The sequence below is a fragment of the Mesorhizobium sp. M7A.F.Ca.MR.176.00.0.0 genome (assembly GCF_004023165.1).
GTDB lineage: Bacteria > Pseudomonadota > Alphaproteobacteria > Rhizobiales > Rhizobiaceae > Mesorhizobium.
Genome location: NZ_RZTC01000003.1, coordinates 86,399 through 99,269 on the forward strand (window position 1 = coordinate 86,399; position 12,871 = coordinate 99,269).

At 64.8% G+C, this 12,871-nt stretch carries 10 protein-coding genes and 1 pseudogene (1 of these 11 only partly in view); 5 read left to right on the forward strand and 6 right to left on the reverse strand.

All coding sequences use genetic code 11. The features are described 5' to 3' along the window. From EOB59_RS02060 to EOB59_RS02085, 6 genes and pseudogenes are all read right to left on the reverse strand, one after another. Nucleotides 1-471, reverse strand: a pseudogene (locus EOB59_RS02060) (ATP-binding cassette domain-containing protein) (it extends 382 nt beyond the left edge of the window). Continuing rightward, on the reverse strand, nt 464-1,342 hold the full coding sequence (locus EOB59_RS02065) for an ABC transporter ATP-binding protein (RefSeq protein WP_128287530.1): 879 nt from the start codon (nt 1,340-1,342) through the stop codon (nt 464-466). The pseudogene EOB59_RS02060 and the gene EOB59_RS02065 overlap by 8 nt, the downstream one beginning before the upstream one ends. Then, entirely contained in the window at nt 1,339-2,187 is an 849-nt protein-coding gene (locus EOB59_RS02070) for an ABC transporter permease (protein ID WP_127808061.1), read from the reverse strand. The genes EOB59_RS02065 and EOB59_RS02070 overlap by 4 nt, the downstream gene beginning before the upstream one ends. After that, complete coding sequence (locus EOB59_RS02075; protein ID WP_027039637.1) at nt 2,180-3,187, reverse strand: ABC transporter permease; 1,008 nt, start codon at nt 3,185-3,187, stop codon at nt 2,180-2,182. Before EOB59_RS02075 ends, EOB59_RS02070 begins: the two co-directional genes overlap by 8 nt. Nucleotides 3,188-3,408: 221 nt before the next feature. Next, the gene (locus EOB59_RS02080) at nt 3,409-4,938 is read right to left on the reverse strand and encodes an ABC transporter substrate-binding protein (protein ID WP_128287531.1); all 1,530 of its coding nucleotides are present in this window, start codon (nt 4,936-4,938) and stop codon (nt 3,409-3,411) included. A gap of 111 nt (nt 4,939-5,049) precedes the next feature. Beyond that, nucleotides 5,050-6,624 (reverse strand): NAD(P)/FAD-dependent oxidoreductase, encoded by a 1,575-nt coding sequence (locus EOB59_RS02085; protein ID WP_128287532.1) that lies wholly within the window; start codon nt 6,622-6,624, stop codon nt 5,050-5,052. A 119-nt stretch (nt 6,625-6,743) separates the two neighbouring features. Between EOB59_RS02085 and EOB59_RS02090 the strand changes: the two genes are divergently transcribed. From EOB59_RS02090 to EOB59_RS02110, 5 genes are all read left to right on the forward strand, one after another. Next, entirely contained in the window at nt 6,744-7,535 is a 792-nt protein-coding gene (locus EOB59_RS02090; protein WP_127415777.1) for a cyclase family protein, read from the forward strand. Between the two features lie 15 nt (nt 7,536-7,550). After that, entirely contained in the window at nt 7,551-9,122 is a 1,572-nt protein-coding gene (locus EOB59_RS02095; RefSeq protein WP_128287533.1) for an NAD(P)/FAD-dependent oxidoreductase, read from the forward strand. Then, the gene (locus EOB59_RS02100; RefSeq protein ID WP_127270494.1) at nt 9,122-9,604 is read left to right on the forward strand and encodes a MarR family transcriptional regulator; all 483 of its coding nucleotides are present in this window, start codon (nt 9,122-9,124) and stop codon (nt 9,602-9,604) included. Before EOB59_RS02095 ends, EOB59_RS02100 begins: the two co-directional genes overlap by 1 nt. Nucleotides 9,605-9,648: 44 nt before the next feature. Continuing rightward, entirely contained in the window at nt 9,649-11,802 is a 2,154-nt protein-coding gene (locus tag EOB59_RS02105; RefSeq protein ID WP_128287534.1) for an indolepyruvate ferredoxin oxidoreductase subunit alpha, read from the forward strand. After that, a partial coding sequence (locus EOB59_RS02110; RefSeq protein ID WP_245486501.1) for an indolepyruvate oxidoreductase subunit beta family protein occupies nt 11,795-12,871 on the forward strand: 1,077 nt, incomplete at its 3' end. The genes EOB59_RS02105 and EOB59_RS02110, both read left to right, overlap by 8 nt.

Genomic DNA, 12,871 nt, shown 5'->3' on the forward strand with positions numbered 1-12,871 from the left:
CCCCGACAGTTCGTGGCGGTAGCGGCTGGCGAAACTTTGCGGCAGGCCGACACGCTGCAGCGCCTCAGCCACGCGCGCCTTGAGATTGTCGCCGAGGCCATTCTGCTTGAGCGGTGCGGCGATGATGCTGGCAATGGTGCGGCGCGGGTTGAGCGACGACATCGGATCTTGAAAAATCATCAGAAGGTTGCGGCGCAGCGGCCGCAGCTCCGCTTCCGGCAGATGGGTGATGTCGCGACCGTCGAAAGTGACGCTGCCGGCGTTGGGCTCCAGCAGGCGCACCAAGGCGCGGCCGAGCGTCGACTTGCCGGAACCGGATTCGCCGACAATGCCGGTCACCGAGCCCTTGGGCAGGTCGAAATCCAGGCCCTTCAGGATTTCGACCAATGGCGCGCGGCCGATCAGTGGCTTGCGCGTCATGTCGGGCAGCGCGACCTTCAGCCCGCGCACGGAGAACAACGGTTCAACCATGCGGCCGCCTCCAGGCTTGGTCTGCGGCAGCAATCTCTGAAGCAAGCCCGGCTAGCACCGCCTCGTCCACCGGCTTCAGCGAGGCGAAAGGATCGGTGTAGCGTGGCGTCGCCGCCATCAGCGCTCGCGTGTAGGGGTGCTGCGGTGCTGCGAAGAGGGCCGCCGTGTCGGCCTCCTCCACCACCTTGCCGGCATAAAGCACCGAGACCCTCTGGCTGATCTTGGCGACGACGCCGAGATCATGGGTGACGAACAGGATCGCCGTGCCATGCTCGAGCTGCAACTGCACGATCAGCCGCAGGATTTGTTTTTGCACGGTCACATCAAGCGCCGTGGTCGGCTCGTCGGCGACGATCAGCCTTGGCTCCGCGGCGAAGGCGGCAGCGATCAGCACGCGCTGGCGCATGCCGCCGGAAAGTTCGTGCGGATAGCTCTTCAGCACGCGGTCGGGATCGCGGATTTGCACCTCGTCCAGCAATTGCCGGATGCGGGTATCGGCCTTCTCGCCACTCCAGCCGAGGATGCGCACCAGCCGGTCGGTCATCTGCGAGCCGATGCGCCGCGACGGGTTGAGCGCGGTCAGCGGGTCCTGCGGGATCAGCGCCGTGCGCGCCCCGATCAGCGTGCGTCGTGCCTTGGGTTGCAATTTGCCGAGGTCTTCACCCTCGAGCAGCATGTCGCCTTCGACAATGCGCACGCTCGACGGCAGCACACCGAGCACCGCCTTGCCGATCATCGTCTTGCCAGCGCCGCTCTCGCCGACCAGCGCGCGCACTTCGCCGGGCTGAACGGAGAGCGACACCGAGCGCAGCACGCGCTGGCCGTTGGGCAGCACCGCACTCAGATCCCTGATGTCGAGGCAGGCGCTCATCGCAGCACCGGATCGAAACGCGTCTTCAGCGCCTCGCCGAACTGGCTGAACGACAGCACGGTCAGGATCAGCGTGATCAGCGGAAACACCAGCACCCACCAGGCCTGATGGATCGACAGCCGGCCCTCGGCGATGATGCCGCCCCAGGTCGGATCGTCGGTCGAGATCGACAGATTGACGAAGGACAGGATCGCCTCGACGATGACGGCGATGCCCATTTCCAGCGACAGCAGCGCGACGATCGACGGCACCACATTGGGCAGCACTTCGCGCAGCATGATGCCGATGCGGCCGTAGCCGGCAATGCGGGCATTCTCGACATAGTCCATGCGCGACTGACCCATCGTCTCGGCACGGATCACCCGGCAGAAACGCGTCCAGTCGATGATGGCGATGGCCAGGATGACGGAACTCAAGCCCGTGCCGAGCACCGCCACCAGCAATATGGCAAACAGCACCGGCGGAAACGCCATCCAGACATCGACGATGCGCGAGATGATGCGGTCGGCCCAACCGCCGAAATAGCCTGCGATCAGGCCTAGCGTCGAACCGACCACGCAGGCGGCGATGGCTGCGGCGAATGCGACGATGAAGGCGATGCGGCCGCCGAAGATCAGCCTCGACAACAGATCGCGGCCGAGGCTGTCGGTGCCGAGCCAATAGCCGGGTTCGGCTCCATTCATCCAGAATGGCGGCAGTCGTTCCAGCATCAAATCCTGTGCCAGCGGATCCTGGGGCGCGACAAGCGGACCGAAGATCGCGGCCAACAGCGCCAGCAGCAGCCAGCCGCCGGCCAGCCACAGGCGTGGCGACACACCTCGCCTTCGAGCACGGCCCTCATCCATGGCGCAGCCTCGGATTGAGCAGCGCATACATCATGTCGACGCTGAGGTTGATCAGCACGAACAGCAGCGCGAAGACCAGCACGATGCCTTGAATCAAAGGCAGGTCGCGGTTGATGACCGCGTCAATCGCCATATTGCCGAGGCCCTCATAGGAGAACAGCCGTTCGACGATGACGGTGCCGCCGATCAGGAAGGTGAACTGCACGCCGACCAGCGTCAGCGTCGGCAGCGCGGCATTCTTCAGCGCCTCGCGCAGGATGACCTGCGTTTCCGAAAACCCCTTGACCCGCGCCAGCACGACATAGTCGAGGTCGAGCACTTCCTTCAGCGACTGTTTCAGCAGCTGCGAGATGATTGCTGCCAGCGGCAGCGCCAGCGCCACGGCCGGCATCAGCATGTGCTTCAGCAGATCCCAGGTGAGGTCGAGGCGCAGGCGCAACAGGCTCTCGAACAGATAGAACTGGGTGACGAAGGGCAGGTCGAGTTGCGGCGACACCCGCCCGGAAATGTCGAAGATCGGCACCAGAACGCCGAACAGAAGGATCAGCACCAGACCCCACAGGAAATCGGGAATGGACAGCGCCGCGCCACTGGCGATGTCGATGCCGGCCTCGACCGCCGTGCCGCGCTCGCGCGCGCCGATGATCGCCGTCGTGCCGCCGATCGCCACCGCCATCACAAGCGCGACGATGGCGAGTTCCAGCGTCGCCGGTAGACGGTTGAAGACGAGGCCGAGCACGTCCTGCCGCAGCGAGATCGAAGTGCCGAAATCGCCCCGGGCCACGCCCGACAGCCAGATGAAGAATTGCTGGACGATGGTCTTGTCGAGGCCGTAGAGCGCGCGCAGCCGGGCAATGTCGGCATCCGTCGCGCCGGGCGGCAGCATCATGGCGATCGGATCGCCGGGCGCGACGCGGATCACGACAAAGACGACGACGGCCACGCCGAACAGCGTGATCAGCATCGTCAGAAGACGGATCAGGAATCGTTGCAGGAGCATTCTGGCGCAGGCCTAATGCGTTTCAGTGATTGATCGGACGAACAGCCCCCTCATCCGGCCGCTTGCGGCCACCTTCGCCCCGAGGGGAGAAGAGGTCGCTGACGGCTGAACCAGTCTCTTCTCCCCAGCGGGGAGAAGGTGGCCCGAAGGGCCGGATGAGGGGCCCTGCGCAAGTTGGGAGAAGACACGCCGTCTCGCGACGGGGCGCCTTCCCATATTGGTCAGGCCGGGGTCATCAGGGCCGGCAGCAGCGCGCCGGACACATGCTGCACCACATTGACGCCCTTGGCATGCACGATCGGCTGCGCATACTGCATCAGCGGCAGCACATAGGCCTGCTCGGCGATGTATTTGTCGACAGCCTTCCAGCCGGCGATGCGCTTGGCCTCGTCCTTTTCGCCCCACAGCGGGTTGATCATGTCGATCAAATCCTGGCTGTCCCACACCGAATGCGGGCTCGGGCCATACATGGCAAAGCCGGTCGAGGTGGTCGGATCGCCGATGGCATTGCCCCAATTGTAGAAGGCGGCCGGCGCAAGCTTGTCGGCGGCGCGCAGTTCGTAGTGCTTGGCGATCTCGTAGACTTCGATCGTCGCCTCGATGCCGACCTTGCGCCACATGCCGACGATCGCCTGGATCATCTCATAGTCCTTGGGCTTGAAGCCCTTGGTCGTCTGGATGGTGAACTTGACCGGCTTTTCCGGCGAATAGCCGGAAGCGGCGAGCAATTCCTTGGCCTTTTCCGGATTGTGCTCGACCTTGATCGACGCGTCGTAGGATGCGTATTCCGGCGTTTCCAGCGTATCGATCGGCTGCCCGTAGCCGCGCAGCAGGCGATCGACCAGCAGCTTCTTGTCGACGGCCATCACGGCGGCCTGGCGGACGTTCTTGTCCAGCATCGCCTCGATGTCGTTGAAGAAGATCATGCCGATGTCGGAAACGTTCTTGCAGGAGCCGGCAAGCCCGTCCTTGGCGATCAGCCGGTCATACTCCTCATAGGGAATTTCGAGCGTCACTTGCGAGGAGCCGGATTCGATCTCTGCGACTCGGCTTGCCGCGTCGGCGACGAACTTGATCGTCACATTCTCGAAGGCCGGCTTGCCGCCCCAATAGTTCGGATTGGCCTTGAGCCGCAGGAAGGCGTTGCGCTCGAACTTTTCCACCATGTAGGGGCCGGTGCCGATCGGCGCCTTCTCGAAACCTTCGGCGCCGACCTTCTCGTAGTAGGCCTTCGGCATGATGTAGCCGGTCAGGAACGACATCCATTTGAAATAGACCGGGTCGAACTGCACGACGTCGCCGGTGATCTTGTTGCCGTCGATCTTGAAGTTGTTGACGTTCTTCCAGACGAACTGGATCGGGTTGCCGGTCTTTTCGTCGCCTGCCCGCTGCAGCGACCAGACGACGTCCTCGGCCGTGAACGGCGAGCCGTCATGCCAGGTCACGCCCTCGCGCACCGTCATCATGATCTTGGTGCGGTCGTCGTTCCAACCCCATTCGGTGAGCAGGCCCGGCGCGAAGGACAAATCGGGCTTCTGTGGGATGAACTGGTCGAACACCGACTGGTACAGCCCCTGGATGGTCGGGTTGACGGCCGAGGGGCCGGTGGTTGGATCCCAGGATGGCAGATTGACGTTGTAGGCGATGGTCAGTTCGCCGGCAGCCGCCCTAGCGATCGGCGGCAGGCCGACGGCGGCCACCCCGAGTGCCGCGGCGCTGTATCCCAGCAATTCACGTCTGTTGATTGTCATGGTCGTTCCCCTTGTTGGTTTTGTTTCTGCGCGCGGCGTCTTAGTTCATTGGTTCAGGCTTCTTGGGCAGCAGCGCCTTGCCCCTTGCAGCCTCAAGGAAATCCTCGGCTCCTACCTCCCGCCAAGCTGTTGTGCGAGCATGAAGCCCGACGCCGCACCGGTGCCGGCGCCCGGCCATGTCGCGGCTCCAGTGAGGTGCAGATGCGCCACCGGCGTGTTCCAGCCGGCATAGCCGCGCGCCGGGCGGAACAGGAAGTTCTGCGCCAGATGATGGCTGCCACAGACCTGGTCGCCGCCGACGAGGTTGGGGTTCTCGCGCTCGAGATCGATGGGTGAAAACACGGCGCGGCCGAGGATCTTGTTGCGCAGGCCGGGAGCATAGGTCTCGATGATGTCGAGGACACGCTCGGCGTAGGCTTCCTTCACCTTGTCCCAACGGTCCGGCGCGATCTTGCCGGCGGCATCGCCCAGGATTTCGGCGGGCAGCATGCGCACCTGCACCCACAGCACATGCTTTCCCTGAGGCGCCCGCGAGGGATCGATCGCCGTCGGCTGGCCGACGACCAGCACCGGTTCGTCCGGCAGCATGCCCGCCATCGCCTGCTGATAGGTGCGCGACATGGCGTCGAGCGAGGGCGACAGATGCACATAGGCAAACTGCCTAAGCTCCGCTCCGGCACGCCAGTCGGGCAGATCGTCCAGCGCCAGATGGATCATCATGGTGCCCGGTGCATGGCGGAATTTTTGCATCGCCGTATCGAAGCCGGCATCGCCCGAACCGTTCGCCAGCAGCTTGCCGGTCAGCGCCTTGGGCGCGACGCCGGCGATGACCGCCTTGGTGGCGCTATGCGTTTCACCCGAGGCGAGCCGCACGCCGGTAGCCTTGCCGGCCGAAACCGTGATCTCGGCCACTTCGGCATCGGTGACGATCTTGCCGCCGGCGGAGGTCACCATGCCCGACAGCGCCTTGATGATGGTGTCGGCGCCGCCCTTGCCCAGCACCATGCCGAAGCTCTGGTTGGCCATCGATTCCAGATAGGGGAAGACGGCGCCGCCGGCGATGTCCGGCGCGAAGTCGAGATGCATGCCCCAGGTGGCGAGCGTTGCCCTGATATGCGGCGACTCGAAAGTTTCCTCCAGCCAGGCGCGGGGCGAGGACAGCAGCAGCCGGCCCGTATCGAGCGCGCCGGCAATGCCCTTCTTGCGCCACAGGTTCCACGCCGTGCCGGCAAGCGCGCGGGCACTCATCGGCGAACCCAGCAGCCGGAACAGATGCTCGGCCTCCGCCGGGAAGGCGGCGACCAGCCTGCGCCATGTCTGGGCGTCGGCAGCGGAGAAGGCGGCGATGCGCGCGGCGGTCTTTTCCAGATCGTTGCTGACGCCGAACCAGCGTCCGTCGGGGAAGGCGCTGGCGAAACAGTCGACGACCGGGGCGAACTCCAGCCCCTGCGCTTTCAATTCATTTGCATATTTCCGGTGGAAGGCCGAGCCGGCGAAGAGGCTCAGATTCATCGCGCCGAAATCGTGGCGAAAGCCAGGGAGGGTGAATTCGCGCGTCTGGACGGCGCCGCCGATTGCTGCGCTGCGCTCGAAAATCCCGGTTTTCCAGCCTTTGAGCGCCAAATGCGCGGCGCATGCCAGACTGTTGTGGCCCGCCCCGACAAAGATGGCGTCGAACTCGCTCACGCCCCGTCCCCATTTCCTTTATGCTTAAAGATAATTGCAGATGCATATGTTTTCGTCTAGTAGGATATTAAGGGCCGAGACGAGCCTTGATCATCACACGAAAGAGGGAACTTCAAACCATGGACACCCAAAAACTCCTCGGCGAAGTCGCCGGCCAGCTTCTTTCAGGCGCCATCAAGGTGGTCGATCTGTCGGCGCCGCTCGGGCCGGACACGCCATTGATCAAGCTGCCGCCGGAACTCGCCGTCGACACGCCGAAGGTCGAGATCCACAACATCTCCCGTTACGACAAGAACGGTCCGTGGTGGGCCTGGAACTGGCTGAAGCTCGGCGAGCATTCCGGCACGCATTTCGACGCGCCGCAGCACTGGATCTCCGGCAAGGATTATCCGGACGGCGCCACCGACACCATTCCGGCGCAGAATTTCGTCGGCCCGGTCAATGTCATCGACTGTTCGAAGGAAGCCGCCGCCGACCACGATTTCCTGCTCACCGTCGACCACATCAAGGCCTGGGAAGCCAAGCATGGCGCGATCAATGCCGGCGAATGGGTCGTGATGCGCACCGACTGGTACAAGCGCAACGGCTCGGAAGCCGAGTTCCTCAACGCCAACGAGACCGGCCCGCACACGCCCGGCCCGACGGCCGAAGCCATCCAGTTCCTGATCGGCAAGGACATCAAGGGCTGGGGCTCGGAGACGATCGGCACGGATGCCGGCAAAGCCGGCGGCATGGAGCCGCCATTCCCGGCGCATACGCTGATGCACAAGGCCAACCGCTACGGTCTCGCCAGCCTCTGCAATCTCGACCAGCTGCCGCCGAAGGGCGCCATCCTGATCGCGGCGCCGCTCAAGATCGAGCACGGCACCGGCAGCCCGATCCGCGCGCTGGCGCTGGTTTCGAAGGGCTAAGCGAAAGCGTTTGCCGTGACCCAGCCGGATCATATCATCGTCGGCAGCGGCATCAACGCGCTGGTCTGCGCGGCGATGCTCGGGGGCAAAGGGGCGCGTGTGCTCGTCCTGGAGCGCAACGACCGCATTGGCGGCTGCATGCGCACCGAGGAGATCACCGCACCCGGCTTCATCCACGACGTGATGGCGACGACCTTCGTGCTGTTCATCACCTCTCCGGCCTTTGCCGCACTGGGCGCCGACCTTGCGCGGCACGGGCTGGAATTCTGCCACACCGGCACGCCGACCGGCGTGCTGCGGCCGGACGGCAGCCATGCCGTGCTGCGCACCGACCGCGCTGCCAACGTCGCCGCACTCAATGCGATCGCGGCAGGCGACGGCGACCGGCACGCGGACGATGTCGGCGGCATCGAGCGCAATGCCGGCCTGCTGTTCGGCCTGCTCGGCGGCAGTCTGTGGTCCTACCCGACAGCAAAGCTGCTTGCCGGTGATGGCTGGCGGCGGGGCCCGCGTGGCCTTGCCGCCTTTCTCGGCGAAGCGCTCGTGCCGGCGCGCAACTGGCTCGAAAGCACCTACCAGTCTGAAACCATCCGTGCGCTGTGGGCGCCCTGGGTGCTGCATGCTGGGCTTGGACCCGAAGATGCATTCTCCGGCCAGATCGCCAAGGTCATCGCCTTCGCGCTGGAAGCGGCCGGGGCACCGATCGTCAAGGGTGGCGCGCAGAACCTGCTGGCGGCCTTCGAGGCTTTGATCCGGGAACGCGGCGGCGACATCCGCACCGGCGCCGACGTCGCTTCGATCGTTCAAAGCAATGGCCGGGCAACCGGCGTGCTGCTGGCCTCGGGTGAGACAATCACGGCCAACAAGAGCGTCATCTGCTCGGTCACCCCGACGCAGCTCTATGGCAGGCTGCTTGGAGCGGATGCTCCCAAAGCCGATGTCGAGGCGACGCGGAAATACCGCTACGGCAAAGGCAATTTCCAGATCCACTACGCCCTGGACAAATCGCCAGCATGGCGGGGCGAAGGCCTGGACAAGGTGGCACTGCTGCATCTGACGCCTGGGCTGGATGGCGTCTCGAAAGCCTGCAACGAGGCGGCGCGCGGTATGCTGCCGGAGGTGCCGACCATCTGTGTCGGCCAGCCGCATGCGCTCGACCCGTCGCGCTGCCCGGAAGGCAAGGCGGTCCTCTGGCTGCAACTGCCCGAGGCGCCTCGCCACATCAAGGGCGACGCCGCCGGCAAGCTGCAGGCACCAGCGGACGGGCAATGGACCGATGTGCTGCGCGAAGCCTATGCCGATCGCGCTGAAGCGATCCTCGCCAGCCATATCGAGGGCTTCAAGGACAGCGTCATTGCGCGGCGCGCCTATTCGCCGGCCGATCTCGAGGCGATGAACATCAATCTGGTCGGCGGCGATCCCTATGGCGGTTCCTCGACCATCGACCAGTCCTTCCTGTGGCGGCCGTTCAAGAGCAGCCGCAACCATCAGACCGGCATCAAGAACCTCTACCATATCGGCGCCTCGACCCACCCGGGCGCGGGTCTCGGCGGCGGTTCCGGCTTTCTCCTGGCGGGGAGGCTGTGATGGAAGAGAAGGTCACTGAGAAGCGCCAGCGCATTTCGACCCTGGGGCAGATCGGCCTGCAGCAATTCGCGCCCTATCTGATGAACCGCATCATGGGCCGCTACAACGCCACCTTGCGCGACGATTTCCGCAAGCAGGGCCTGACCATTCCGCAGGTCCGCACCCTGGCCGTGCTGTCGGTCACCGACGGCATCACCGTCAACGACCTCTCGGTCTATACGGTGATCGAGCAGTCGACCTTGAGCCGGACGCTCGACTCACTCGAGGGCCAGGGCCTGGTACGGCGCGAACAGGGCGTCACCGACAGCCGCATCCGCCATGTGTTCCTGACCGATGAGGGCCGCGCCGAGTTCACCCGCGCCTGGCCGGCCATGCACGATGCCTTCGAGGCGATGTTCGACGATATCGACGACGCCGAATATTCCGCGCTCATCGCCACGCTTTTGAAGATGCTCAAGAACATTCGCAAGCACGACATCTAGACCTACGCGCCGCCAACCCGGGCGGTAACGGAAGGGAGAAAAAAATGGCCGAACGGTCTTTTGCCAAGGAAGTCGAGAAGCTCAGGCTCGGCGCCGGCGAGGAATTTGCCGGCGAAGGCATCCTCGCCATCACCAAGGCGCTGCTGCAATGCGGCGTCGGCTATGTCGGCGGCTATCAGGGCGCGCCGATCAGCCACCTGATGGACGTGCTGGCCGACGCGCAGGACATTCTGGGCGAGCTCGGCGTGCATTTCGAGGCCAGCGCCTCGGAAGCCACCGCCACCGCCATGCTCGCCGCCTCGGTGCACTACCCGATCCGCGGTGCCGCAACCTTCAAGTCGACGGTCGGCACCAATGTAGCCTCCGATGCGCTGGCCAACCTCGCCTCCGGCGGCGTCACCGGCGGCGCGCTGATCATTGTCGGCGAGGACTATGGCGAAGGCTCCTCGATCATGCAGGAGCGCAGCCATGCCTTCGCCATGAAAAGCCAGGTCTGGCTGCTCGATCCGCGCCCCAATCTGCCATCGATCGTCAAGGCGGTGGAGGACGGTTTCGAACTGTCGGAGATTTCCAACACGCCGGTCATGCTGCAGGTGCGCATCCGCTGCTGCCACGTCCACGGCCATTTCATCGCCAAGGACAACAAACGGCCGCCGATGACTGTCGCCGATGCGCTTGACGCACCGCGCCGCGACACCGGCCGCATCGTGCTGCCGCCAGCGTCCTTCCTGCATGAGAAGGAGAAGGTGCAGAAGCGCTGGCCGGCGGCGGTGGACTTCATCGCCAAGAACAAGATCAACGAGTTCTTCGGCTTGGATCATGGTTCGGTCGGCATCGTCCTGCAGGGCGGCATGTACAATTCGGTCATCCGCGCGCTGCAGCGGCTCGGCCTTGCCGACATTTATGGCGACACCGACGTGCCGCTCTATGTGCTCAACGCCGTCTATCCCTTGATCGATGACGAGTTCCTGTCGTTCTGCGAGGGCAAGCAGGCGGTGCTGGTCGTCGAGGAAGGCCAGCCCAACTACATCGAACAGGCCTTTGCCTCGATGCTGCACAAGGCCGGTCGCGGCACCAGGCTGGTCGGCAAGGAGCACCTGCCGATGGCCGGCGAATACACCGGCCAGGTCATGCTTGACGGCATCGGCGCCTTCCTGCGCGGCGAGGCGCCGCATCTTCTGCCCGGCGAGGTGCGGGCGCCCAACAAGGTCGGCGATGGCGTCGACGCAGCCGACCTGATCAACGTCGTGCCGGGCCGTCCGCCGGGCTTCTGCATAGGCTGCCCGGAACGGCCGATCTTTGCCGCGACCAAGCTGGTCGAGCAGGAACTCGGCAAGCACCACATCGCCTCCGACATCGGCTGCCATCTGTTCTCGATCATGCCGCCTTTCGAACTCGGCGCCACCACCATGGGCTATGGCCTGGGTCCGGCCTCTGCCTCAGCCTTCAATTCGCCCGATGCCAAGCGCCGTTCGATCTCCTTCGTCGGCGATGGCGGTTTCTGGCACAACGGCCTGACCTCCTCGATCGGCAATGCGGTGTTCAACAAGAACGACGGCGTCATCGTCATCGTCGACAATTTTTACTCGGCGGCCACGGGTGGGCAGGACATCCTGTCATCGCGCGCCGGCAACAAGACCAAGTCGACGAAGCATCCGATCACCGAGGCGGTGAAAGGCATGGGCGTCAAATGGCTGCGCCATGTCGACCGCACCTATGACGTCACCAAGATGCAGGACACGCTGCGCGAGGCGCTGACGACGGACGAGAAAGGGCCGAAGGTCATCGTCGCCTCGTCCGAATGCATGCTCAACCGGCAGCGCCGCGAAAAGCCGCTGGTCGACAAGGCGATCAAGGGCGGGACCCGTGTCGTGAAACCGAAATTCGGTGTCGATGAGGATATCTGCACGGGCGACCATGCCTGCATGCGGCTGTCCGGCTGTCCCTCGCTGTCGGTCAAGTCAACAGACGATCCGCTGCGCGACGATCCGGTCGCGCATATCGACCAGAGCTGCGTCGGCTGCGGCAATTGCGGCGAGGTCGCCGATGCGGCAGTGCTCTGCCCATCCTTCTACCGCGCCGACGTCGTCCACAATCCGAGCCGCTGGGACCGTTTCCTGGAAGCCGCGCGCCGCGCCACCATCAGCCTGTTGCAGCGACGCCGCGAAAGCCGGCGGCTGACCTTCGCCGATGCTTGACGCCGTCCCCCCACTTCGCGCCCGCGCCGGCGCTCAGGATAGCGAGCGTGTCATCAAGCTCGCCGTGCTGGCGGTCGGCGGCCAGGGCGGTGGCGTGCTCGCCGACTGGATCACCGATGTCGCCGAGCGCAACGGCTTTGTCGCGCAATCGACCTCGGTCGCCGGCGTCGCCCAGCGTACCGGCGCCACCATCTATTATGTCGAGATGGCCCGCGACACCGGCCGGCTGCCGGTCTTTGCGCTGTCGCCGTCGCAGGGCGACGTCGACATCCTGATCGCCGCCGAATTGATGGAAGCCGGCCGTGCCATCATTCGCGGCTTCGTCACGCCCGACCGCACCACGCTGATCGCCTCGTCGCACCGCATCGCCGCCGTGTCGGAAAAGATCGAGCCGGGCGACGGCCGGGCTTCGTCCTCCAAAGTGCATGCGACGGCGGAAGCCGCATCGAAGCGCTTCATCGCTTTCGACATGGAAAAGATCGCAGCCGACAATGGCTCGATGATCTCGGCCAGCCTGCTTGGCGCGCTGGCGGGGTCCGATGCGCTGCCCTTCACCCGCGAGAGCTACGAACAGGCGATCGGTGCCGGCGGCCGGGGCGTCAAGGCCAGCCTCGCCGCCTTCGGCGCTGCGTTTGACCGCGCGCGCGGCACGGCAGCACCGGCGCCGAAGCCGGCTGAGCCCGCGATTGTCGAATCTGCCCTGGGCACAGGACAGGTGAGTGGCCCGCAAAACCTGCTGCAGGGCTGGCAGGCCTTGGCTGCCCGCATCGATCTGTTGCCGGTGGCCGTGCGCGACATGGCGCTTCGCGCCTTGAGAAAGGTCGTCGACTATCAGGATATCGCCTACGGGCGCGAGTATCTCGACCGGCTGGACAAGGCCGTCGCGCTGGACGGGCCGGATCGCGGCTATGGCTTGTCGATCGCTGCCGCCAAGCATCTGGCCAACGCGCTGTGCTACGATGATATGATCCGCGTCGCCGATCTCAAGACGCGCTCGACGCGCGGCAAACGTGTGCGCCGCGAGGTCGGCGTCAAGGACGGCTCGATCCTGCAGGTGACCGAATATTTC

What these genes read in the sequence shown, in the direction of transcription:
- EOB59_RS02065 (WP_128287530.1), bottom strand. Translation starts at nt 1,342, where the DNA reads ATGAGCGCCTGCCTCGACATCAGGGATCTGAGTGCGGTGCTGCCCAAC.
- EOB59_RS02070 (WP_127808061.1), bottom strand. Translation starts at nt 2,187, where the DNA reads ATGGATGAGGGCCGTGCTCGAAGGCGAGGTGTGTCGCCACGCCTGTGG.
- EOB59_RS02075 (WP_027039637.1), bottom strand. Translation starts at nt 3,187, where the DNA reads ATGCTCCTGCAACGATTCCTGATCCGTCTTCTGACGATGCTGATCACG.
- EOB59_RS02080 (WP_128287531.1), bottom strand. Translation starts at nt 4,938, where the DNA reads ATGACAATCAACAGACGTGAATTGCTGGGATACAGCGCCGCGGCACTC.
- EOB59_RS02090 (WP_127415777.1), top strand. Translation starts at nt 6,744, where the DNA reads ATGGACACCCAAAAACTCCTCGGCGAAGTCGCCGGCCAGCTTCTTTCA.
- EOB59_RS02100 (WP_127270494.1), top strand. Translation starts at nt 9,122, where the DNA reads ATGGAAGAGAAGGTCACTGAGAAGCGCCAGCGCATTTCGACCCTGGGG.
- EOB59_RS02105 (WP_128287534.1), top strand. Translation starts at nt 9,649, where the DNA reads ATGGCCGAACGGTCTTTTGCCAAGGAAGTCGAGAAGCTCAGGCTCGGC.